Genomic DNA, 24,030 nt, shown 5'->3' with positions numbered 1-24,030 from the left:
AAGTGCGCCACCGGAGCGGACCGCAGCAGCGCCATGACGTGTTCACTGAACGGGATCAGTGCCCCTGCCGCTCGCAGCAGAGCGGCGTGCACGAAGCCCTCCGACAGTCGGGCGTCATGCAGATCGGCCGCTGCGAGCGCGGTCCGCAGCGAGGGAACATGCTGGTGGACGAGTTGATAGACCGCCAGCGCATGCACGCCAGGCCCATACCGGGCCGGCGCGCCCGCTCCCTGCGGTGCAGTGGCGCGTGTGGTGTGCCCGCACCGGCAACGAACCTTCAGCATCCGGTGTTCGGTGACCACCAGCCGCGGATCGGGCAGGTCAAAGACCTGCGAGACCGAGAATCCGACCGGCACGGCATCATCGGCCAGGACGGCTTCACACCGGCCGCATGCGACCGGCCGGTGCTCGATGACAGCGTCGGGATCGGCGACCCGCTCCAGGCTCGCCCCCTCATGCCCGGCCTGACCACCGGGCCTGCGACCCGACGAACGGCGCTGCGAGCGCGGCACGGGCTTACGGAACGGACTGTCCGACGACGGCGGCCTCGAAGAGTTCGAGGAATCCTGGGCCAGACGGCGCCTCAACTCGGCATTCTCCGACCGCAACTCGGCATTCTCGGCCCGCAACTCGGCGTTCTCGCTCCTGAGCTGCGCCACGTCCCGCTGCAGATCCACGATCACGCGCACGAGGTCCTCGTACGACGGCTGACGCTTCGCGAGTCCCACGGACAGACCAACGAGGCAACCACCCGCAGGTCACACAAGGACCTGAGCAGTCACCTCCAGAAAACCGGCGTCATCTCTCGAATTTGAGCTTCTATGCCACTCCTGCCCAAGCATCTTGACCGAAGGATCCCTTGATTTCAGAGGCGATCGTCTCGTGATTGATCAAGAATCCGAGTTCATAGATAACCGTCTTCTGCGGTCCTTTGACGCGGACTCGGACCGGAGTCTCTCCAGGGTGTGCCTGCATGATCCGCTTCAGCTCGTCGATCACGGGGCGGGCGTATGCGCGGTGCTGCGGAAGCGCAATCACTACGGGCGGGCGGCCACCGTATTCTGCTGAGGAGATGTCCACTTCTGTCAACTCCTGTCCAGCGATGTTGATCGAACCATCGCGGTCGTTGATGCGACCTATCACGGCGATGACGCTGTCCTCGACCAGAGCATGTGAAACGAGTTGGTACGAGGCGGGGAAGAAACAGACTTCGATCGAGGCGTCGCGGTCCGCGAGGTGGACGATCGCCCAGGCGTTGCCCTGTTTAGTCATCCGGCGCTCGACACTGGTGACCAGGCCGGCGAGTTTCACTGCTCCTTGCTTCTGCCCGGAAGCGAGTACCTCGGCGATGGAGATATCGCGATTCCGGGCGAGGATATGTTCTGCTCCGTCCAAGGGATGTGCGGAGACATAAAGCCCGAGCATTTCCCGCTCGGCTGCGAGGAGTTGCTTGCGTGGCCACTCGCCCTCGGAGATCGTGAAGTCCAGACCGAATGTCGGAGCGTTGGCCTCGTTGTCGTCGCTGAGGGCTCCGAATAGGTCGTCCTGCCCAATTGCCGCCTGCTTCTTCACCGGGATCACCATGTCGATGGCGTCCTCGTGGATCATGGCCAGACCCTTACGGGTGTGTCCGAGGCTGTCGAACGCGCCCGCCTTGATCAGAGACTCAACCGCACGCTTGTTCAGTGTGGGAATCTCAGACTTGTCCAGGAAGTCTGGGAAATCGGTGAACTTGCCTTTTGATCGGCGAGAGCTCACCAGCGTGTCGATGACACTCGTTCCGACGTTTCTTACTGACTTTAGGCCGAATCGCACGTCGTCCCCGACGGCGGTGAAGTCCGCGACGGATTCGTTGACGTCCGGCGAGAGGACTTTGACTCCCATGCGGCGGGCTTCGCCGAGATACAGGGCGGCTTTGTCCTTATCGTCGTCGACCGAAGTGAGTAGGGCGGCCATGAACTCGGCGGGGTAATTCGCCTTCAAATACGCGGTCCACGCTGCGACGAGGCCGTAGCCAGCCGCGTGACTCTTGTTGAAGGCGTAACCAGAGAACGGCAGCATGGTGTCCCAGACCGCCTTGATGGACTCCTCGGAGTAGCCGTTGACGCGCATGCCTCCATGGAACTTGTCCCACTCGGCGTTTAGCACCTCGGCCTTCTTCTTGCCCATTGCACGGCGCAGGATGTCGGCACCACCCAGGGTGTAGCCAGCGAGTTCGCGGGCGATGGCCATGATCTGCTCTTGGTAGATCAGCAGATGATAAGTGCTTCCGAGGATCGGGTCGAGGGCTTCCTTCAGTTCCGGGTGGATCGGGTCGAGCTGCTGACGGTTGTTTTTGCGGTGCGCGTAGTTTGTGTGGGCGTTTGCGCCCATGGGGCCGGGCCGGTACAGGGCGATCACGGCGGTGATGTCATCGAAGTCAGTTGGCTCCATCAATTTCAGCAGTTCGCGCATCGGCCCGCCGTCGAGCTGGAACACGCCGAGGGTGTCACCGCGGCCCAGTAGCTCGTACGTCTTGGGGTCGTCCAGCGGGATGGTCTCGGTGGACAAGTCGATGCCGCGGTTGTCCTTGATGATCCGGATCGCGTGGTCGATGATGCCGAGGTTGCGCAGCCCCAGGAAGTCCATCTTGATCATGCCCATGGATTCGCAGCTGGGGTAGTCGAATCCGGTGATGATCACCCCGTCCTTCTCCCGCTTGTGCATGGGAATCAGGTCGAGCAACGGCGTCTTGGACAGGATGACGGCGCAGGCGTGAACGCCGGTGTTTCGGATCAGGCCCTCGATGCCCTGGGCGTTGTCGATGACCTTTTTGACGTCCGGCTCGTTGTCGTACATCTGCCGGATCTCGCCGGCCTCGCCGTAGCGCGGGTGGGCGGTGTCGAAGATGCCGGCCAGCGGGATGCTCTTGCCCATGACGTCTGGCGGCAGCGCCTTGGTGAGGCGGTCGCCCATCGCGAAGGGGTAGCCCATCACCCGCGAGGAGTCTTTGATCGCCGCTTTGGCCTTGATCGTGCCGAAGGTGTTGACCTGCGCGGTGTAGCCCTGACCGTATTTCTCGGTCACGTAGCGGAGCATCTGGTCGCGCTTGCGGTCGTCGAAGTCGAGGTCGACGTCGGGCGGGCTGATCCGCTCGGGGTTCAGGAACCGCTCGAAGAGCAGCCCGTACTTCAGAGGGTCCAGCTCGATGATCCGTGTGAGGTACGCGATCAAGCTGCCGGCGGCCGAGCCGCGGCCGGGCCCGACGGGGATACCGTTGTCCCGCGCGTACTTGCAGATGTCAGCGACGACGAGGAAGTACGACGAGAAGCCCATCGGGCCGATGACCTTCATCTCGGTCTCGATGCGCTCGGCGACCTCCGGTGGCGGGTTGTCGCCGTAGCGGTACCGCACACCGTCGGCGATCTCCTTGCGCAGCCACGACTCCTGGGTCTCGCCCTCTGGCACGTTGAACTGCGGCATCTGGTCGACGAAGGAGAAGACCTCGTCGTAGGACTCGACGCTCTCGGCGATCCGCAGCGTGTTGTTGCACGCCTCGGGCAGTTCGGCGAACAGAGCCCGCATCTCCTCAGCGGTCTTGAGGTAGTAGCCGCTGCCGGCGAACCTGAGTCGGTTCGGATCGTCCTTATTTTTGCCGGTGCCCACACACAGCAGGGTGTCGTGGGCGTCGGCCTGGTCCTGTGTGATGTAGTGCGCGTCGTTGGTGGCCAGCAGCGGGATGTTCAGCGCTTTGGCCAGCCGTAGCAGGTCTTGGCGTGCGGTGCGCTCGATGTCGATGCCGTGGTCCATCAGCTCCAGGAAGTAGTTCTCCCGGCCGAAGATGTCCTGGTACTCGCTCGCGGCTTCCAGTGCCTTATCGAACTGTCCGAGGCGCAGGCGGGTCTGGATCTCGCCCGAGGGACAGCCGGTGGTTCCGATGATGCCCGCGCCGTGCTTGGCGATGATCTCCCGGTCCATGCGCGGTGTCCCAGAGGGGTACTGGCCCTCCAGCGAGGCCAGCGACGCCAGCCGGAAGAGGTTCCGCAGCCCCTGGGCGTTGCGCGCCCACATCGTCATGTGGGTGTAGCGGCCGCCGCCGGCGACGTCCTTGCCCTCGCCGTTGCCGGAGACCGCCCGCTGACCGCCCGGACCCCAGAATTCCTGCCTACGGCTGAAACGGCTGCCCGGGGCGACATACGCCTCGATACCGATGATCGGCTTCACCGACCCGAAGCCCTTGGCGACCGACTGGAACTCGTACGCCCCGAACATGTTCCCGTGGTCCGACATAGCCACGCCCGGCATGCCCAGCCGCTCGACCTCGGCGAACATGGGCTTGAGCTTCTGAGCCCCGTCCAACATCGAGAACTCGGTGTGGTTGTGAAGATGGACGAAACTTTGGGGCACGGGCGCTACTCCTTGGGATTCAGCCTAGGCCGCCACCCTAGCGAGCCCGAGCGCTGGGGTCCGCCGCTTCCACTGGCCGACACGACCGCTGGCGCTGTGGTCACTCTCGGGATGGAGTGGCCGGGCTGACCACGCGCTCCTCTGCCGCACCTCGCGGGCAGGCTGGCACCGGTCCGATGCCTTCCGTTTCGCTGTCTGGGGCTGTCGCCGTGCTCAAACGGTACCGGGGGCGCGAACTGCCGTGTGATGCGGCCCGCGCGTACCCGGCAGACCGGGTGTCTCAGTCGAGACTGTCAGGGAGGGGCGGTCAGCCCGCGAGCCCGTGGGCGGCTGCGAGGTGTCGGTAGGACCACTGCCGGGCGGCATGGCTGCCGATGTGGGTGCTGATCATGATTTCTTGGGCGCCAGCGTTCGTCCGGAGTGCCTCCATGCGTGTCGCGACCTGCTGGGGGTCGCCCAGGAGCAGTTCATTGAGCCACTGATTGATCGATTCTGTCTCCGTTGTGGTGGCCGGGAACGCCCGGGCGTCTGCGGGTGTCATGAGCGGGGCGGGGTCGGGCGTCGCACGGCGGAGCCGGATCATGGCTATTGCGGCGGGAAGGGCCAGGCTGCGGGCTTGGTCTTCGTCTGGGGCGGCAACGGCGGTGATTGCGATGATGGCGTACGGCTCGGGTTGCTGGGCGCTGGGACGGAAGTGTCTCCGGTAGGCGTCCAGAGCCTCCACGGCGCGGCTTCGGCCGTGGCGGTAGTTGAGGGCGTAGGGCAGTCCCAGATTGCCGGCGAGCTCGGCGCTCATGGTTGAGGAGCCGAGCAGCCAGACGGGCGGGCGCGGATCGGTGGTGGGAACGGCGTGCACCGCGGCGCACGGATGATCGGCCGGGAAGCCGCGGTCCAGGAAGGCGATCAGATCGCCGACCTCGGCGCCGAAGTCGCCGGCGCTGCGGCGCAGCGCGCGGGCGGTGGCGGGAGCGCCGCCCGGAGCGCGCCCGACGCCGAGGTCGATGCGTCCGGGGTGGAGCGCTTCGAGGAGCCCGAACTGTTCGGCAACAGCCAAGGGCGCGTGGTTTGGGAGCATCACACCGCCCGATCCGAGGCGCAGGCTCTGGGTGTGGGCGGCGAGGTGGGCGAGCAGCACGGCGGGGGCGGCGCTGCCCAGCGCAGGCATGCCGTGATGCTCGGCCACCCAGAACCGGCGGTAGCCCTGCGCTTCGGCGGAGCGGGCCAGCGCGGTGGTGTCGGCGAGAGCTTGGCTGGGGCGCGTTTCCGCGTCGGTGGTGACCTGGTCCAGGACGGAGAGCGGTGCGGGTGAGACGGTGTGGCTGGGCAGGGGTGAGCGGGGCATTTCGACTCCTTTGCTGAGAAGGAGCGGTCAGGAGAGCAGGAGGACGGCGTCCCAGCGGGTGGAGACCTGGGGGGCGGGGAGGTGAGCGTGGTCGGCCAGGACGAGGGCCACTCCTGCCGCGCCGATCAGAAGGCCGGGCTCGTCGCGTCGTTCGCCCCTATTGACGTGCTGGAACCCGAAGGGATGGGAAGAGTCGAAAGCAGCGGTGATGGTCTGGATGAGAGCGGGGTTGGGGTCGCCCGTGGCCTGCAGGATGCCGGCGTGACCGTGGCAGATAGTGGGTCCTTCGGCGTCCCAGTCCTTGATGGGACGGGCGGCCAAGGAGCGATGAGCGCTGGTCCCGGCCTCGGTCAGGGACACGTCGGAGAGTGCCTGCCCCGCGGCAATCAAGGCGCTTCCGACGCCGGGCCCGCCGTAACACCATGCGTCGCGCCGTCCTCGCTTGCTGGTGGTGGCCGTTCCCCGGTCGACGTTGTCGCAGGTGACCTGCGGAGGCCAGGTGTCACCGTCGCGCCAGCGCAGCAGCCACGAGCCGGCGTTGCGTATCGCGGCGGCCGTGGTTTCGTCGCCATAGTCGGCGCTGTGACAGGCGGCAAGGAATGCCATCGGTCCCGCAATGCCGTGTGCCAGGCCGGTGTTGGCTCCGTCGGGGTTGTGAGGGTCGATGGCGGCGTGTGCGTTCTCGGTGGCCGGCCGCCACCATCCGGGGCGCGGGTCCTCGGGGGTGAGGATCAGCGCGGTGAGTGTGTCGCGGGCCGCAGTCAGTCCCGGTTCAGCCTCGGTGTGGCCGGCAGCTGTCGCGGCCAGCAGGACACGGCCGATCCCGGACAGGCCGTTGATGACGTCGTACACGTGGAAGGGGGCGCCCTGCCCGCCTTCGTCCAGGCGCCTCTTCTGCCAGGCGGCGAGACTGATGGCCCTCGTGGATAGCCAGGTCACACCGCGAGTGAGCGAGGAGCGGAGGCGTTCGGGATCGGTCAGGTACCCCGAGCCGATGATCAGCGAAGTGGCGAGGGCGCCGTATCCGCTGTGGATGCCGGCGGGGCCGCCGCCCTCGCCCTGGCTGGCTCTGGCGGCTATCTCCCAGTGCTTCAACGCGGCGTCCTCGAAGCACGGATCGGTCGCGGAGAGGCGGGCATGCAGCAGGGCGGTTCCGGCCAATCCCCGCGACAGTGAGGACACCAGCAGGGGGCGTTCGATCGCGTCGCTGACCGTGGTGGGGTCGAGGAGCCTGGTAGCGACGGTCGTCGAGTGCTCGGCGGCAAGAGAGCGAGAGAAGGAAGCAGAAGTGGGAGGCAGGGTGGTCATGCGTCCTCGTTTCGGTGAGATGCGGTGTGGGCTTGCAGGGCAAGCAGGTCAGCTGCCAGGGATCGGACGATCTTTTCGGCTTCCGCTCCGGGCACCAGCCGGTTGCAGTGCATGTGGATGAGGTCGCTGAAGCAAGTGCTGCGCTGCGAGGCGGGCACAACCTCCCGGTATGCGCCGAGCATCCTGTTCCGGTCTGCCCAGAGTTCGCGGAGACTCTCCGTTAGATCCGGGGTGAGGGGGTGATCGGCGGCCCGGGCTGCCGGCCGCAGGGCGGCGGCGTGCCGGTGAGCTTCCCGGTCCAGGCGGTAGGTGCCCAGCGCGGCTGCCGGTTGTCCGCTCATGCTGCGGGCGATGGCCGCCGCGGACAGTGCGCCAGCGACGAGGCGATCGTCGTTGCTGTGGTGGTGGGCAAGCGCGGCCAGAGCGAGAGCGCTGTCCGCGGCGAAGACGTCCTCGGCGGCGACGATCGCGCCGCCACCGCCGTACCGCTCGGTCTCCTGTTCATAGGGGTCGACGCTGAATCCTCCGCAGAGCCGTTGCCTGTTCAGCGCTGCGCCCCACTCGGCCAGGGCCGGCAGGATGCGTCCGCCCAGTTCGTGGGGTGGCCCGTTGAAACGGATCCGCAGGTGCGGGCCGTGGATGGCGTCCTGGTAGCGGAGCCAGAACCACCTGTCCCAGTGCCCGTGGAGGTCGGAAGCGAGTGCGGGGAGGGTTGCCAGGATCGTGTCGTGGTGGTCGGCAGGCGCCTGTACGGACAGTGACAGCCAGCGACTTCCGGGCAGATACCGGCCGCTGCTTGCGGGCCGTGGCGGGTGGATCCGCAGGGGCGCCGGGATCCCGGCGCGGGAGTTGTCGGTCCGGTGGAGGGCGACGCTGAGATCGACGATGTGGCGCCCGTCACGGCCGGATAGTACGGCCTGGACGGAGTCGGGAAGGCTCGCGGTGACTGCGCAAAGGCCTCGGCGGCAGTAGCGGCGCAGGAGCTCGCGGTCTTGTGGGTTGTCCAGGTCCAGCGGCAGTTCGCGGTCGCCGTCATCGGTGACCACCACGCCCGGGGGTGCCGGACGGGTCTGTTCGCGCCAGCGTGTCAGCGCGTCATCCCAGGTGCTTCGGGAGCCGGCTGCACGCGTGAGGGAAGCCGGTAAGGTCCAGCGGGCGGGGGCCAGCAGCACGCGACGGTAGCGCACGGCTGGCTGGAAGGGAGTCTCCTGGCGCCAGGACCACCCGTGCCAGGGCCGCGCGTTACCGTGCCCGATGAGCGACAGCAGCCGGGCCAGCGGTGGCAGAAGGCCCGAGGCCAACCGCGAGTAGACCACGGGGATGATCTCACGCCGAAGTTTGTCGGACCACACGACGAGGCGCTGCCCCGTCGAGACCAAGGCCAAGTCCTTGAGGAGGAGGTCGCCCGAGCGGGTCGGGGCTCCGACGGGGATACGGAGCCGGGCGAATCCCGTCTCTGCCGCTACCGATGCGGTGTCGAAGGTCCGGGACAGCACAACGACTTCGGCAATCAACGCCGCACCTGCGCTGTCCGCGACATCAAAGGCACCCGGCAGGAGGTGCGAGAAGCGCCCTGCGGTAGATCCGGCATCTTGTGACCCACCTCCCCGGCACACGGCCAGGGCGAGCCCCCTCTGGTCGGACGCTGCGTATCCGTCTGCGCAGAGCCGCACATAGATCTCGCCGGTGCGGGGCGGTATGTCCCCAGCCGGGGCCCGGAGCTCATCGATGTCCCGGTCCTTGAGTTGAACCTCGGTGACTCCCTCGGCCAAGGCTCGGGACAGCAACCGAGCCAGAACCGCGTCACGCGCCGGGTCGGAAACCGCCGGGCCGATGCCGGCTATGCCCAGGGCGCAGCCGATGCCTACGGCCGGGTCCGTGGCCTCCATCAGCGGCACCGATCGGCCGCGCCCATACCGCTGCAAGAAGGCGTCGTGGTAGCTGCGCAGTGGAGGAACGCCCCAGCCGATCGTCCACAGGACACTGGCCGCATCCGCTGCCTCCTGCGCGAGCGAGGCGGGCAGTTCGACCGACGCGTCCACGACGGTATCCGACCGCAACGGTCGGGGACAGTGGAAGATCTCATCTGCCACGTCACGCGCAGCGCTCAGCGCCGCGAGTCGGCTCGGGTTACCCGGCGGGTGACTGTCCGCCTCCACGAGTAGCTTCTTCAGCCGGGACAGATCACAGCTTCGGGGTGAATCATGCGCGAGCCGGTCGAGCATATGTCCCAGCGGATCGTCGCGAAGGTCATACGGGAGCAGATCGTGCAGCAGGACTCCGGCCCGGAGAAGACTCAGAAGCGACTGCTCGATCAGCGCGCCCGGCGCTTGCGGCCAGCGCCGATGCACCGTCTCGATTACGGCAGCACCGGTCACTCCCCCGCGTGCTGCCTTGACGATGTGGTCGATCGCCGTGGTGGCCCTCACCGTGGTCGCTGTCGGCCGCGGCTCCGTCAGACTGCCTCGCTGCTCGCTGTGATACCTCGGGCCGCGACGCGTCAACAGGGTGTTGGTGTGCAGGGTGAGCCGCTCCAGCACGCCGGGCTCTCGGACCAGTTGGTCGCATACGGCTGCAAGCCAGCCGGCACTCGGCGTCGTACGGGTACGGTGATGGCCGTCCATCCGAAGGGCCGGGGGCTCATCGCTGAACCGAGCCACGCAGACTCCCGCGAAGGAACCCAGGGGCGTCGTTCGGTACCGCAGACGATTCTGGTAACTGCGTTGGGTGCAGTCGAGATTGCTGTCTGGTTCGGATCGCCCCGTCTCGGCAGGGATGTTCCGGGTGGCCAGGAAGATTGCTTCCTGCAGAAGGCCGTCCTCGGTCTGATCGTCTGAGGGAGTGGTGGCACCCAAGGGGATTCGGGCCAGTGCTGTTGCGGAGGCGGTGAAGACAGACGCCACCTATCTGCCCCCCTTCCAGGGGTGTCGAGGTGAGGGGAGGGCCAGGGGCCCCGCCAAGTCGCCTCAGCGGGCATCGTTCACCGCACGTCGTGCCGGCGCGGTGATTCTCGGCGGGGCCCTTGATCTGGGTACTAGACCGCGTCGGCCGGGTAGTTGCAGGCGGGCTGGGTGTCGCATCCGTTGTCGGTGGTCCGGTCGACCGCGAGGCCTGCGGCCGGCGCGACGGTGACGTCCGTGTCGAACAGGTCGGCGGTGAGGTCGTCGAGTTTCATGGGTCGGGCTCCTTTACAGGTTTACGCACAGGACGGGTGCGCCCCGTCGAGCACGTCGTGAAATCCGGCGGTGCCGATCGGACAGCCGGGGCTCGCAAATCAACGGCGGTGCCGGGCCTTTAGCTCCCGGCAGCGGGTCTTGAACCACCATCAGCAAACCGCCGGACGAAGATCCAGGGGAGGGCTCACACCGGGGGCACACAGTCGCGGAACCCCGTCCATGTCCGGCTACCGGGCACTACCCTCATGTCCCCCGGAGCGCAACGCTTCTGGGCCGGCGCGGACTCCCACGCGCCACCGCACCGTCGGCCGTCCAAGGAGGACGTGATGGCACGGAGAAAAAAACCCCCAAACCGGCGATTAGCCATGCTGATCGACGAGAGCGGAGCCAGCCACGCGAGCCTGGCGCTCCGCGTCAACCAGTTGGCCGCCGGAGCCGGCATCACCCGGTCCTACACCCACACCTCGATCGACAACTGGACGAGTCGGGGCATGACCCCCGACCCCCCGGCCGCATCGCTGCTTGCCCTGGCTCTGAGCGAGCGACTGGGTCGAACCGTGTCACTCGAAGGGATGGGCTTGGCCCCCGCAGCCGTCCTCGACGCCGGGAGTGGCTTGACTTTCCACAGAGACACCGACCAGGCGCTGCACCTCGCGGCGGAGTATTGGAGCACTGTGGACCGCCGGACCTTCGCCGCAACCCCTTTCGCCCTCACCGCCTACACCACCCCTGTCACCCGCTGGCTGGCTGTACCCGCCGACCCCGTTCCTTCCAGCGAGCGGACGTCCAGCCATCACCAAGGACGCCGCGTCGGCCGAGCCGACCTCGACGACCTTTGGGCGGCCTCCGAGGATGCCCGCCGGTGGGACTCCAAGTACGGCGGAGGCAACTGGAGAGCCAGCATGGTCACCGACTGCCTCACCCACCGTGCTGTGCCGCTCCTGCAAGGCACCTTCACCGAAAGCGTAGGCGCCGAGCTGTTCGCGGCCACTGCGGAGCTGGCCCGGGTCGCCGCCTGGCACGACGTCGACATGGGACACCATGCGACCGCCCAGCGCCACTTCGTGCAGGCCCTGCGTTTGGCCCGTGCCAGCGCCGATCCTGCCGTTGGCGCCTACGTTCTCAGCACCATGGCCCTGCACACCTTCCTGCGCGGCTTCCCCACCGAGGCGGTCGACATGGCCGAAGGGGCCTACGAGCGGGCCAAACACGAAGCTCCCGCCCGCGTCCTCGCCTTCGCGAAACTCGCCCAGGCCCGCGCCCACGGGCTCGCCGGCGACGCCCCCAGCGCAGTCGCCGCGCTCATCCACGCGGAACAACTCGTCGACGCCGCCGAGACCGACCCCCGCGACCCCAGTTGGCTCGCCTACCTCACCCATGCCCGCATCGCGGCTGACGCCGCGGAGATCTACCGCGACCTCAAACTCCCCGGCCAGTCCCTCGCCTGGAGCCGCCGCGCATCGGTCATGCCCGCGGGCATCTACTCCCGCGCCGTCGGCATTCGCCACACCGTGGTTGCCACCGCCCACCTCCAACGCCGCGACCTCGAACCCGGCCTCGAAGCGGGCGAACACGCCCTGACCATCCTCGGCCGCCTGCACTCCACTCGCAGCCGCTCCTACCTCCGTGCCTTCACCACCGGGCTGGCTCCGTGGCGTTCACGCCCCGACGTCCGAGACTTCCTTCACCGCGCCGACCTCGTCCTGACCGCTGACTGACCTCCACAGAGTGGGACAGGCGCATATCGTCAGTCTCGGGTGGCACCCTCGGGCCAGATGATCGAAAACGGCACCCCAATGCGCTCCGCGTACGCCACGACATCCGCGGTGCCCCCGTATCCCCGCGCGGGCTGGCCGTCCCAGACGGCCACCAGGAGATCCACGACGCCGACAAGGATCTCGCTGCCTGCCTGGTGCGCCTCGGATGTCGACGCCGTCAGGCCGGTGGAGTGGACCTCGGAGGCCCGGCGGATCAGGTCGTCGTAGGTCGCACGGTGGAACTCAGGCAGGCTCTCACGGTATTCCTCGGCCGGCACGACGACTTCGATCCGGCCTCCATGGTCGAGGACGGCTTCTGCGAACCAGGCGTCCGGGCCGTCGGCGATGCAGCTGACGCCCACCAGTTCGTCGGGCGGGTACTGCTCGACCACCGCAGTGAGGGCGGCGCAGACGAGTTGCTCCACGTCGTCCGGCAGTCCGCGGTGTCCGGTGATGCCCAGTCGCATGATCCGCCCTTCCAAATGCTCAAAGGTAGACGCCGTGCAGCAGGTCGTCGAAATCCCGCACGACCTTCGGCGGGGTCGCCGAACTGTGCGCTCGCCGTACTGCCCGGGCCCGCTCCACGATCCGGCCGGAACGGTAGCGCACCCCTGTGTCGAGTGCCCGCGTGGCGAGGAAGAACGCGCCATCGATCCGGCCGGCAGCGAGTCGCGCGGCCGCGAGGTCGAGTTCGAGCAGGGCGCGCTGCTTCGCGTGCCCCGACGCGAGGGCTTCGCCCGCTTCGTCCTGGGCAGCCTGGACCCACTGCGGCAGGCCGAGGCGGGCCCCGCACGATAGCCGCATGGCTGCGACTTTCGCTCCGGTGAAGGTGAATATCCACGGCCACGGCGCGGGGTCCTCGTTGGAAACGAGCTCGGCGGCGCGAGCCGCCTTCGTCAGGGTGCGATCGCACGATCGCGGGTCACCGGCGGCGGCGTGTGCAAGCGCTTCGGCTGAGAGCAGCCACGCATCGGCGATCGCCAACGCTCGGTCAGAGGAGAGTTGACGTCGGGCCTGCTGAAGAAGGTTGAGGCTCTGAACGGCGTTGCCGGCGTGTGCCTCGAACTGCGCAAGGCTGCCGAACTGGTAGGCGGCCAGGAGCCGGTCGCCCGAGGAGCGGGCGGCCTTGATGGCTGTGCCGTACCAGGTGCGTGCCGATCCGTAGTCGCCCATGTCCCAGGCCAGCCAACCGGCCAGGCTGGCCGCCTCGCTTCCTACAGCGGCCAGGCGCATCTTCGTTGCCCGGTCTTCCGTCTCGGCGGTGATCGTCTGCGCAAGCCGTAGGTGAGCAAGGACCGGTTCCTGGAGTTGACGAGAAGGGGTGGAGCCGTCCAGGCGCCGGAGGGAGGTCGTGATGAGCCGTAGTGGCGCCGCCTGCCCGTCGCCGGGCTGGGCGGTGTGGGCTGCGGAAGCCGGGGGGAGGATCGGTGCGGTCGCCACCGCTGCTGCACCCTTGAAGAAGCTACGCCGTTCCACGTCTGTTCCATCCACCTGGGCGGGGATGACCGCCGATTGGTCGGCGAGACCGACCAGCCGCATGGGGATTCTCAGATGGGTGGCCTGGCGTCGATACGGGCCAGTTTGACCACGCGTCCGAATTCACCGCTGTTCGCTGCGTCTCGAATGGCCTGCGCTGACCAGTTCACCGGCACTCCCGCTTCCGTTGTTACATCGTTGCTCTCCCCGATCCTCCACGCGTATGCGGCGCACGCATAGCCGTATGCACATGCCGGGTGACCGCTGGTACTGCAACCGTGACCCGCTGTTAAGTGCAAGTCACCTACTGGAAAGGGCAGATGCTCGCGCCCGCTACTCACAAAGGCCCAGTGATGACAGTGAAAACGGTCGCACGCCCCCGAGGACACCCCGGGTACTCCGAGACGCTGCCTTGCACTGTCGAGGGCGCCGGGGCCGCACGCCGACTGGTACGCACCGCCCTATGCGCCTGGGGGATGGAGGCTCTTATGCACGACGGTGCCCTCGTCGTCAGCGAGCTGGTCTCCAACTCCTCCGAGCACACTGACTGCTCGTTGGTTCGGGTCACCGTCGCCAGACTGTCCCCCGACACCGTACGGATCGAGGTCGTGGACCGGTCCCCCATCCTGCCAGCGCCTCGGATTCCCGGGCCGGAGGACGAGCACGGGCGCGGCCTGGTCGTCGTGGAGAGCCTGACGGAGCGCTGGGGCATTGACCGGCTCCCTTTCGGCAAGCGCGTGTGGGGTCTCCTCAGCGAGGGCGAGATGACCGAGTGATCCGCAAGGTAGTGCGTACATGGGGGCTAGTACTCCTGGCGGGCTGGACCGGGATCGTCTTCGTGATCGCGTTGGCGGTGCTGTGCGGGCTGGAGCTCGGCCTCGCTATCGCCGGAAATCCGTATCGCCCGTAATCGAACGCCCCCCCAGTCGCCCGCTCCGGCCGCGCTGAGTCCAGCAAGACCCCGACGCTTCGTGCCCCCGGGCGGGGTGGACTCACGTTTGGTCGCCATGGCCGGAGCGGGTCTCTTCATCGCCAAACAGGCTCCTGCCCGGCAGGGACGCACCCGTTCGATGAGGGCTTCACCCTGTCCGATCACCTGCCGCACTCCATCGACGTCCTTGTCCCCGGATAACGGCACCTCGTGGACCGTCGACGTTTCCGATACTCGCTCGACAAACAGGAGTACACATGCCCGTACCCCTGCCGCGTGACTCGGCTTTGGCGCCGGTGAACTTCCCGAGTCTGGAGGCCGCCTACGTCGCGCTTCTGCGGGCGGCCACCGAGGAGGGCCAGTTCCGCATCGCCCCGCGCGGCAACGCCGCCCGCGAGGTCATCGGTGTTGCCTTCCGGCTTCCCGACCCGCGGCAGCGCCTGCCGTACCTGGCGCAGCGGAAGGCCAATCCGGTGTTCCACTTCGCCGAGGCCCTCTGGTACCTGGCCGGCCGCCGGGATCTGGCGATGATCGGGCACTACGCCCCGTCGATGGCGTCCAGTTCCCGTGACGGGGTGACCATCGGTGGCTCGGCGTACGGGGCGCGGATCTTCACCCCGGCCGCGGGCGACGACATGGCGCCGTTCGACCGTGTGCTGGAGCTGCTGCGCCGTGAAACAGACAGCAAGCGTGCGTTCATCCCGGTGTTCCGCGAAGAGGACCTGTCCGATGCCGAGGACAATCCGGACATGCCGTGCTTGGCCGGCCTTCGCTTCCTGCCGCGGGACGGGTGGCTGCACATGGTGTGCTCGATGCGTGCCAACGACCTGGACTGCGGCCTGCTCAGCGACGTCTTCTCGTTCACGATGATCCAGGAGTTCGTAGCTGTACAGCTCGGTCTGGAGCTGGGTACGTACACCCACTACATGGGGTCGGCGCACGTCAACGACGTGAACGCCGAACGTGTGGACCGCGTACTGGAGGAGGCCGCGACCCGGGTCGAGTCGTCTGCCTTCCTGTTTTCCCCGATGCCGGTCACGACCACGGCCGGCACCATCGCCCAGGTCCTGGAGCACGAGCAGGTCCTGCGTACGAACCAGGTCGCCTACAGCGCCGACGAGATCGCGGAGCTCGGCCTCGACCCGTACTGGCAGCAGGCGGTGTTGCTGTTCGAGGTGCACCGGCAGATCACGCACGAGCAGGCCGAGCTGGTCGAGGCCGGGGTGCTGGCCGCGTTGGACCGGGGGTTGCGCTGGCTGCTCGGGCACCGCTGGCCGGCCTGCTTGGCTGGAGCGAGCGCGCGGTGAACCGCAAGCCGATGCAGAGTGGCGGGGTCGTCGACGGCGTGGACTGGGGCCGCTGGTCGGTGATCCTGTGCAAGCCGGACGCGGTCGAGCGCGGTCCGGTCGACGACGTTCTCGACCGGTTGACGCTGCCGGGGGTGCAGTTGCTCGGCCGGACCGAGGTGGCGGTCGCGTCGTGGCAGATCCACGTCCACTACTGGGACATGCTCGTTGATCGGGACTGGTTTCCCGATCGAGACATTCCGGGCGTGCCTGGAGGCGGAGTTCGTCGGCCGTACCGTCGTTGTCGCTCTGGCCTACGGGCGCCGCGGCATCCACGGATGGATGCGCGACCGGTTGGGGCACTACGACCCGACGGTGGCCGCGGCCGGGACGATCCGCGGCGACCTCGGCGACGACTCGCTCGCCCAGGCCCTCGCCGAGCGGCGCCTGATCCGCAACCTCGTCCACACATCCGACGACCCGGCCGCGGCCTGCCGTGATTTCGGCACGTGGTTCGGTGCCGGCCGCCGTGACCTGCTTCTCCCGCACCAGCGCACCGCTGCCCGCGCCACCGTCATCCATCCCTGGGAGGTCCCGTGAGCGCGCCCATACCCATGGCCGTCCGGCCGCTGCCGATCTTGACGCCTGATCAGGTCGCACAGATGAAGCCCGCACTGGCTGATGTAATCGAGTACCGCAAGTCCGGGCTGTCGCTGAACCACATCGTCGGCTGCCCGCTCGACTGCGGTTACCGCGTGCGGCACCTGTTCGGCAACTTCGAGATGAAGACGCCGCGACGGTTGATGAGCGATGAGGACGCTGTCGCCGCGCTGACCGGTCACCGGTACTTCCGCCCGCACAAGACGCCGATCCAACTGTTCAACCGGGCCACGGACCCTATGCTGCCGGTGGTCAAGCCCCACCTGTTCGCGGTGCTGCGCCAGTTGGACGACCAGGGCCTGACCAACCACGTGCTGATCATCACTCGGTGGCGAGTCGACCCCGAGGACTGCGCCGTCCTCAACTCGATCTGGAACCTGCGGCTGACGGTGCTGGTCACGCACTCCGGCATCGACCATCCGGCGATCGAGCCGGTGGACTCCACGATCGCGGCCCGGAGCCTGGTCACGCTGTACGAGCTCGCCGAGCGATACCGCACGGTGCTGTACTGGCGGCCGATCGTGTCCGGCCTGAACGACTCCGATGCCCACCTGGAACGCGCTCGGGAGCTTTCCGCGCACGCGCACGCCACGGTGTTCACCGGCCTGTTCTTCCGGGAGGAGATCGCCGCCTACTACGAGGCGCACGGCCTGCCGATGCCGTACGAGGACACGGCACGCCGCAAGATCATGCCGGAGGTCGCCGAGAAGCGGATCCTGGACTACTTCCACACGCCGGACCGAGCCGATGCCCCGTGGGGCCAGTTGTACCGCAAGACGTCCTGTGCGGTGGCAGCCGCGCACGGGGAGGCGGACTACAACGGGCACATCGGCATCGAGGAGCTGTGCAGCATCTGCCCGGCCGAGCAAGTCGCCCGGTGCACGGCGGCGTGGGTACGGCCCGGCCTGGACGAGGTGACCGCCGCGGCGCGCCAGTTGGGTGCGAGGGGGCCCGTGGAGATCGACGACCCGGGGCGAGACAGCCTGTGCCCGGTGCCGCTGGTCCGGAACTCCCGTGAGGTCGGGCTTGGCTTGCGCGATGAGCGAGTCCAGGCCGTAGGAGGGAAGGCCCGGCCAGGTGGTGCGGGCCAGGCGGAGGGTGTCGATCACGCCGGCCGGTGCCCAGCCGGGCAAGTGCGCGGACAGCGCCCGGTAGTCGACGTGTGCGTTGTGTGCACAGATCCAAGCGCCGCCGAGGAGGCCCCGGAGGAAGAAGACCGACTGCGGCTGTTGGCCGGCACACAGCACGCGAAGTACGACCTGCGGAAGTCCAGGGCAGCGTAGAAGTAGGCCAAGGCGTCGATGGCGGCGCGGTCGGCCAGGATCACATCCGCGCCCTGGGCGGCAGCGGTGATCTCGTCGGCGATTCCCTGAGCCATGATCCACCTGACGTGGGACGGGCTCGTCGCCGTCGCGGTGCCGCCCGGCCTGCCTGGCACCCCCCAACCAGAAGAGGACCCCAAGCTGTGGTGAAGTCCGCTCCGATCGACTCGATACATATCCACGAGCCGCGATACCGCGCGCTGGTCGACCGGCACGTGCACACAGTGCTCCGCGAGGAACACCTTGATCATGTGCGCGTTGGCCCCGGCGAGCACGAGGAATCCTGCGCTGTGAAGGACGCGGTGCACTTCGTCATCACGGCAGCCACGGCATGTCACTGATCGAACCGGCTCAGGACGGTCCTCGCACGCCCTACATGAACTGGCGACCGCCAACGACCTGGACCGCAGAGGTTCTGCTGGTAGAGCCCGACCACCTACTGCTGCGCGATGTCGGGGGCGGAGGCGTCCTCCTTCCGGGTGGACCGGTACGCGACGGACAGACGCCTCTGCAGGCCGCGCGCAGCACCCTAGCGGGGCCGGGAAGTTCCGAGCGCACGCTTCTCCCGGCGGTGGTCTACCAGCGCCAGATGACACGGCGAGTGCTCTACCTCCACACCTTCATCAGCGAGCCCCTGCCGCGGACAGTCGCCGACACCGTTGAGTTGGCGGACAGTCGCTCACGATCCTTAATCCTCCAGCGGAGCCAGGCGTGGCACCGGCTACCGGCGATCGCCCGCCTGCATGCGCAATTCGCCATCGCAGCGAGGGAATCGGAGGTTTCCGCATACGTCGAGTGGCGGCCATGGCTGCGGCCCAGCGACCAGCTTGGCGTCCCGACGCCACGCGTCCGAGCCGAACGCGCGTCCGGCTGGCTGCTCGCATCCGAGTGCCCGAGATGAACGCGTGTCTCCCCCGAGCCCGAGTTCCGCCGGAACCGAGCAGACTGCCCTATACGCGCGGCCAGATTCCGGGCCGGGCCGCAACGGACGCTCTACGGAAGGCATCACGATGACGACCGCTACCTTGCTGACCGACCACCCGGCGTGGGCAGCCGGCCCAGACGGCACAACGTGCCGCCTCGTCGCCATCGGTGCTGACGCCTGGTTCGTCGCGTGGGACGGAAGCGGATTGGTGCCATCGAAGCTGGACGGCCCGACGGTCACCAAGACCGTCTCCGCGGTCAAGACGGAACCGGTGACCCTGCCGCCAAGTGCCCCGCGCCCGTTGACGACCGCTCTGGCCCGCCTCGGGACCGTGCACCGGCTGACCTCTCCCACGCTGTGGGAGGCCATCACCAGCGGCCTCCTGCGCCGGATCATCCGGGCTCCGCAGGCCCGTGCCCTGTATCAGCGGTGGATTACCTCGTACGGCGCGTCGTGGGACACCCCGGCCGGGGTGCTGCACACCGTGCCCGGCCCGCGCGAGGTCCTGGAGCTGAGCGAGGCGCAGTTCGCGCAGATCGGCGCGGCGCTGCACCGCAAGGCGCTGCCTGCCGCCGCCGCGGCGTACCTGGAGCACAGCGACGAGTGGGTTCAGCTCCCCGCCGACGACATGGTGAAGGCCCTCCAGGAGGTGCCGGGCATCGGCCCGTGGACCGCGGCCTGCGCCGCTGCGGACTTCACCGGGGACTACTCCGTCTACCCGCACGGCGACCTGGCGGTGCGCACCTGGGCGGCGAAGGCCGCCCCCACCGCGCCACTGCCCACGTCGCCGCGGGAGTTCGAAGCCGCCTGGTCCCGATGGGCGCCAGACCGGCCGCAACTTCACGCCCTGACCACCTACACACTCGCGTGGGGGATTCATGCCCGACAGCCCGTTACGCCACGTCCCTGACCTGATCGCTGGCGCCGACCCGGCCCGGCCGCTCGACCTGTTGCTGATCAACGCGCCGCTGCGGGACTACGCACTCAGGCCCCGCCTGACGGACTACACCCTGCCGGTCATCGGCATGGGATACATCGCCACCTACGCCAAGCGGGCCGGCCACAATGTGGGCTTGCTCGACGCCGAAGCGCACGGCCTGGGTGTCGAGGAGACAATCCGGCTGGCGAACGACGCCGGACCGCGCTGGGTCGGCCTCAACCTCCTGGCGCCCACCTACGAGCTGTCAGCGAGCATCGCTGCGGGCCTAGACGACGGCACGCGACTGATGGTCGGTGGTCACCACGCGAAGGCCGCGCCGGAGACGGTGCTCGCCGACCCGCGCATGAGCCGCCTTGCCGCCCTGGTCGTCGGCGAGGGAGAGACGCGGGTGACCGCCCTCCTGGATGATCTGGCCCGCCGCTCGGATCTGCCCGGGGTGATGTGGCGTGACCGGCTCCTCGGCACGACCGCGGAGGGCATCGAGCATGACCGCGCCCGCGTAGCTCACTGGCTTAGCCCAGACATCAACGGCCTCCCGTTCGTCGACCGGGCCTTCCTCCCGCAAGACCCGTACTCCGCCAGCGATGGTCGACGCGAGGCCAACATGGTCGGCGCGAGGGGCTGCCCGTACGACTGCTGGTTCTGCGGCGCCGCTGTGAGCAAGAACCCGGACCTGACGATCCGCACCCGTACCCCGGACAACATCATCACCGAGATGCACCAGCTCGCCGACGACCAGCAGGTGACGGCGTTCCGGTTCGTCGACGACCTGTTCCTCGGCGCGCGCCGCATCATCCACCCGATGATGGACGCGTTCATGGCGGAGGGGATCGGGGAGCGGTGGGTATGGGACGCCACGGGACGGATCAACGTCCTGGACCGCGAGGACGACACGATGCTCGACTCCCTCGCCGCATCCGGGATGCGGGAGGTCGCGCTCGGAATCGAGTCCGGCTCGGACCGGGTGTTGGCCGCGATGGACAAGCGGATCACGGCGGACATGACGCTGCGAGTCGCCGAGCGGCTGATGCGGCGCGGCGTGAACGTGAAGGGGTACTTCATCCTCGGATACCCCGGGGAGCAGCCGGAGGATCTGGCCGCGACGATGGCGCACGTGCGGCGATTGTGGGAGCTGTCCGACCGGTTGCCCGGGAGGTTCCGGGCCAGCGCGTTCGAGTTCCGCCCGTACCCGGGTTCGCCGATCTGGGACAAGCTCGTCGCGGACGGGTACGACCCGGTCGCTTTGACCGCGTACGCCGACGTAGACCTGACCGACCACGGTGCGGATGAGGCGATGCGGCAGCGCGACGAGTTCGCGTTCTCCGTCGGCATTCAGTTCGCCGGCACACCTCTGCCGGAGTTGCGCGCCACCCTGGCCCAACTCGCCCGCGAGCAGCACGACCGCAACACCGGGCCGGCGGTGAAAGCATGAGGCCCGGCCGCTTCATCACCCTCGACGGCCCTGGCGGAGTCGGGAAGTCCACGACCCTCGCCGCCCTTGAGCGCGTGCTCGCCGGCTCGGGCGAGCAGGTCCACGCCACGACCGAGCCGTCCCACAGTGAGCTCGGGCGGTTCGTGCGCGAGCACGCCGATCAGTACCAAGGAGCGACACTGGCGTGCCTGGTCGCCGCCGACCGACACGACCACCTCGCCCACGAGGTGATACCCCGGCTGGACGCCGGTGTCACCGTGATCTGCGACCGCTACGTGGCATCCACGCTTGTCGTGCAGCGCCTCGACGGCGTGCCGCAGCAGTACCTCCTAGACTTGAACGCCGGCATGCGGATACCGGACCTCGCGGTGATCCTCACCGCGGATCCGCGCAGCATCGGTTGCCGGATCGCCCAGCGCGGCGCCACCCACAGGTTCAACCGGGACGCCAGTTTCCCGGCCCGGGAGACCGCGTTGTACGAGGAGGCCGTGGCGATCCTGGGCAGCATGGGCGTGCCTGTCCTCGTGGTCAATACCGACTCCGCCTCGCCGACGGCGGTCGCTCAGCAGATCGCCACGGCCGCACTCAGCGGGCTCGATAGGGTCCCCCCGACAACTCAGATCAGCACCTAGGCAAGGAGCAACCCCGCAGTGAATGAAGAGACTTGGACGACGATCGACCGGCTCGTGCAGTGGCTGGACGAGAAGGACAACGCGACGCCGGAGATGGCGCGTCTACTGCGGCTGCTGAAGCTCTCGGAGGAGGTCGGCGAGGTAGCCCAGGCCGCGATGGGCGCCTTCAGCGCCAACCCCCGGAAGGGCCACAGCCATACGTGGGAGGACGTCGAGGCCGAGCTGTGCGACGTGATCATGAGCAGCATGGTCGCGCTGGCTACGCTCACCACGGACCCAGCCAAGCGGTTCCAGGAGCGCTTGGACACCGTCGCCGAGCGATCGCTGTCCCCGGCGGGAACAGTTTGAGCATCACCTCCTCGCCGACGCTGCTGCGGGCGGACGAGGAGGCCGTGTCGGAACTGGCCACTACCGGGATCGCCTCGACGACGCGACGCTGATCCACGTCGGCGTCGCCGTGAGGGTCGGGGGCGTCGCGTTCCTCGCGGTCCCGGTCGGTGGCCGGCGCCGGGGCGAGTACATGTCCGCGCCGGACGTCGTGATGGGGATGGCCGCCCGGGGATTGCTCCTGGGCCATCCTGGCTTCCCCGGTGTCCGGCTGCGCTGGTCTCCGCACGCAGATTCGTGCCACACCGTGGAGTGGGGCGCACCGGCTCCTGTCGTGCACGACCCGGCGATGTTGGGTCAGTTCTACGGCTACAGCACTTCGGCGATCGCCCGCCACATGGCTCAGACCGACTCGGGTGAGTCGCAGCGGCCAGGGTGGCGGGCAGGTGGTCGGCGGTGGTGAAGGCGACCTCGGGCTTCGCGAGGAAGACTGCCGGCTCGACGATGCGGGTGACCATGAGCGGGAGGACCCGCCCTGTGGGCCCAGCACTCCGGCGCCGTCGTCCTGGCCCCGAACATTGACGGCTTCCCCGAACAGATCACCGATGGCCACAACGGCCTCCTCTACGACCCCGCCCCCGGCGCCCTGACCGCTGGCCTGCGCCGCGCGCTCGCCCTGACCAGCGACGAACGCGCCCGGCTCCGCACCGCCGCCCACCGCAAAGTCCTCAACCAGCGCAACGCCGCCGAGAACCTCGCGACGCTGCTGGCCATGTTCTGGCAGCAACGCGCCACTCCCATGGCTACACTCTATGGTCATCCGGCACCGGATGCCCGTACGCCGCGGTCACAGGCACCCACCAGCACGCACCATCCCCTGGAGGCCACGCCATGACCGCGCCCCTGCTGCTCGTCGACGGCCACTACCTCGGCCCGGAAGTCCCTGCTGCCCGGGACTTCATCGGCCCGGTAGATACCGTTGTACAACTTCTCGCCGTTGGCGAAGGTGCCGATCGGCGGTTTGCGCAGCTCGATGTATTGGACGTCTTCAGGTTGGCGGGCTGTCACGTTGCTGACCGTGAAGAACGACAGGGGCTCCCACAGATCGCGGAGCCGTCCGACGGCACGAGTGCTCATCGGAGAGTTCCTGACTCATCGTCGGACTGGGCAGAGTGTGCTGTGTTTGAAGGGTGCGCTGAATCCATCGCCGATGCTGGCTGTGGGGTCGTTCAGGTCTCGGCCTGCGCACTGCCGCAACTCGACAACCTTGATCTGGTCTGTGGGATATCCGCTGACGCGCCGGACGGCCCCGTTGGCTGCGGCCACTGGTGGAAGAGTGCCGGCGATCCGCGAACCGGAAGTACGTAGGGCACGGAATCGCGACGACTGGATCTCGGAACGGGACGATCACCTGATGGACGCCCGGGGAGCCAGAACCCTGAATCTCGGAGCTGCCAACCCAGGCAACTGAAGATAACGCCGAGGTACGGCTGGCCGGCGTCCCGTGCTTGGCGGGGGCGGTGAGCAGCCAGTCGTGCGGGTCGACGTCTGCCTCGGCGGTGGCGGCCAGGTTGGCGGTGACGACCAGATCGATGCCCAGCAGTTCCTGGCGGGTCAGGCCGGTGGCGATCATGAGATCCACGGTCGATGTCGGGACTGTGATCTGGCCCCCGTACCAGGCCGGGAGGGAGAGGTGGGCCGTACCGTTGCCGGCCCGGATCACACGAGCACGAGTGCGCTGATAGTCCGTCACCATCATGTACCCCCTGGTCATCCCACGTTCAGCTTCTGCCCTGCGCGGCTGATCGTCAACGTGCTTGAGCGGTTAGCGCCTTTCGCCTCTTCTGAGTCCACTTGACCAAATCGTAAGCGCATGCGTTCGCAAGGCTGATCCTGCCCACACCGGATTGGCAGCGCGCGCAGATCCTGGCCTGGCTCCGACAGCATTCCGGCGAACCCTCCGCTGGGGACCTGAAGCGGGCCGTGCTGCACGCCGTGGGAACGTGACTGCTCAGGTGCTTGATTACGCGTGTGTGGGCGGTAGCCAGACGTTTCCGGCGAAGAGGTCGCGGAGGACGGTCATGGGGTTGAGGCCGTGTTTGCGGGCGGTGGAGAGGTAGGAGCGCACGA

The 24,030-nt window shown here is 68.0% G+C and carries 19 protein-coding genes; 10 read left to right on the top strand and 9 right to left on the bottom strand.

Translation table 11 applies throughout. The features are described 5' to 3' along the window. The 6 genes from AC13HU_RS05635 to AC13HU_RS05610 all read right to left on the bottom strand — a co-directional run. Positions 1-728, bottom strand: a 728-nt coding sequence (locus AC13HU_RS05635) for a DUF6444 domain-containing protein (RefSeq protein WP_483040616.1), incomplete at its 3' end; no start/stop codon positions are given. A gap of 91 nt (positions 729-819) precedes the next feature. After that, the gene (gene dnaE / locus AC13HU_RS05630; RefSeq protein ID WP_483040615.1) at positions 820-4,386 is read right to left on the bottom strand and encodes a DNA polymerase III subunit alpha; all 3,567 of its coding nucleotides are present in this window, start codon (positions 4,384-4,386) and stop codon (positions 820-822) included. 307 nt (positions 4,387-4,693) lie between these two features. Further along, a complete protein-coding gene (locus AC13HU_RS05625) occupies positions 4,694-5,728 on the bottom strand; it encodes an LLM class flavin-dependent oxidoreductase (protein WP_483040614.1) in 1,035 nt (344 codons plus the stop codon). Positions 5,729-5,755: 27 nt separating this feature from the next. Further along, positions 5,756-7,036, bottom strand: coding sequence for a lanthionine synthetase C family protein (locus AC13HU_RS05620; protein ID WP_483040613.1), 1,281 nt, complete (start codon positions 7,034-7,036; stop codon positions 5,756-5,758). Continuing rightward, positions 7,033-9,939 (bottom strand): lantibiotic dehydratase, encoded by a 2,907-nt coding sequence (locus tag AC13HU_RS05615; RefSeq protein WP_483040612.1) that lies wholly within the window; start codon positions 9,937-9,939, stop codon positions 7,033-7,035. The genes AC13HU_RS05620 and AC13HU_RS05615 overlap by 4 nt, the downstream gene beginning before the upstream one ends. A gap of 131 nt (positions 9,940-10,070) precedes the next feature. Beyond that, a complete protein-coding gene (locus AC13HU_RS05610; RefSeq protein ID WP_483040611.1) occupies positions 10,071-10,211 on the bottom strand; it encodes a hypothetical protein in 141 nt (46 codons plus the stop codon). A 366-nt stretch (positions 10,212-10,577) separates the two neighbouring features. Between AC13HU_RS05610 and AC13HU_RS05605 the strand changes: the two genes are divergently transcribed. Next, positions 10,578-11,930, top strand: a complete 1,353-nt coding sequence (locus AC13HU_RS05605) for an NsdA family TPR-like regulatory protein (protein WP_483040610.1) — start codon at positions 10,578-10,580, stop codon at positions 11,928-11,930. A 29-nt stretch (positions 11,931-11,959) separates the two neighbouring features. Here the strand turns inward: AC13HU_RS05605 and AC13HU_RS05600 are convergent, their stop codons facing one another. Both AC13HU_RS05600 and AC13HU_RS05595 read right to left on the bottom strand, forming a co-directional pair. Further along, entirely contained in the window at positions 11,960-12,436 is a 477-nt protein-coding gene (locus tag AC13HU_RS05600; protein ID WP_483040609.1) for a hypothetical protein, read from the bottom strand. A gap of 19 nt (positions 12,437-12,455) precedes the next feature. Then, the gene (locus AC13HU_RS05595; RefSeq protein WP_483040608.1) at positions 12,456-13,508 is read right to left on the bottom strand and encodes an NsdA family TPR-like regulatory protein; all 1,053 of its coding nucleotides are present in this window, start codon (positions 13,506-13,508) and stop codon (positions 12,456-12,458) included. Between the two features lie 257 nt (positions 13,509-13,765). On the opposite strand from AC13HU_RS05595, the gene AC13HU_RS05590 reads away from it, so the two are divergent. The 9 genes from AC13HU_RS05590 to AC13HU_RS05550 all read left to right on the top strand — a co-directional run bounded on the left by AC13HU_RS05590 (position 13,766) and on the right by AC13HU_RS05550 (position 22,363). Continuing rightward, positions 13,766-14,221 (top strand): ATP-binding protein, encoded by a 456-nt coding sequence (locus tag AC13HU_RS05590; protein WP_483040617.1) that lies wholly within the window; start codon positions 13,766-13,768, stop codon positions 14,219-14,221. A gap of 412 nt (positions 14,222-14,633) precedes the next feature. Next, complete coding sequence (locus tag AC13HU_RS05585) at positions 14,634-15,683, top strand: thymidylate synthase (RefSeq protein ID WP_483040607.1); 1,050 nt, start codon at positions 14,634-14,636, stop codon at positions 15,681-15,683. 207 nt (positions 15,684-15,890) lie between these two features. After that, positions 15,891-16,262, top strand: a complete 372-nt coding sequence (locus AC13HU_RS05580; protein ID WP_483040606.1) for a nucleoside-diphosphate kinase — start codon at positions 15,891-15,893, stop codon at positions 16,260-16,262. Continuing rightward, positions 16,259-17,605: a radical SAM protein gene (locus tag AC13HU_RS05575; protein WP_483040605.1), complete on the top strand. Its 1,347-nt coding sequence runs from the start codon at positions 16,259-16,261 to the stop codon at positions 17,603-17,605. The genes AC13HU_RS05580 and AC13HU_RS05575 overlap by 4 nt, the downstream gene beginning before the upstream one ends. Before the next feature lie 1,049 nt (positions 17,606-18,654). Further along, complete coding sequence (locus AC13HU_RS05570) at positions 18,655-19,479, top strand: DNA glycosylase family protein (RefSeq protein WP_483040604.1); 825 nt, start codon at positions 18,655-18,657, stop codon at positions 19,477-19,479. After that, positions 19,448-20,941, top strand: coding sequence for a B12-binding domain-containing radical SAM protein (locus AC13HU_RS05565; protein ID WP_483040603.1), 1,494 nt, complete (start codon positions 19,448-19,450; stop codon positions 20,939-20,941). The genes AC13HU_RS05570 and AC13HU_RS05565 overlap by 32 nt, the downstream gene beginning before the upstream one ends. Continuing rightward, complete coding sequence (gene tmk / locus AC13HU_RS05560; RefSeq protein ID WP_483040602.1) at positions 20,938-21,573, top strand: dTMP kinase; 636 nt, start codon at positions 20,938-20,940, stop codon at positions 21,571-21,573. The genes AC13HU_RS05565 and tmk overlap by 4 nt, the downstream gene beginning before the upstream one ends. 18 nt (positions 21,574-21,591) lie before the next feature. Then, positions 21,592-21,921: a MazG-like family protein gene (locus tag AC13HU_RS05555; RefSeq protein ID WP_483040601.1), complete on the top strand. Its 330-nt coding sequence runs from the start codon at positions 21,592-21,594 to the stop codon at positions 21,919-21,921. 109 nt (positions 21,922-22,030) lie between these two features. After that, positions 22,031-22,363, top strand: a complete 333-nt coding sequence (locus tag AC13HU_RS05550) for a DUF6302 family protein (protein ID WP_483040600.1) — start codon at positions 22,031-22,033, stop codon at positions 22,361-22,363. A 353-nt stretch (positions 22,364-22,716) separates the two neighbouring features. On the opposite strand, the gene AC13HU_RS05545 is transcribed toward AC13HU_RS05550, so the two are convergent. After that, positions 22,717-23,037, bottom strand: coding sequence for a hypothetical protein (locus AC13HU_RS05545; protein WP_483040599.1), 321 nt, complete (start codon positions 23,035-23,037; stop codon positions 22,717-22,719). Between the last annotated feature and the right edge of the window lie 993 nt (positions 23,038-24,030).

Source organism: Streptomyces sp. NH27, from assembly GCF_056859195.1.
This window is presented reverse-complemented; position numbering and strand designations above follow the sequence as displayed.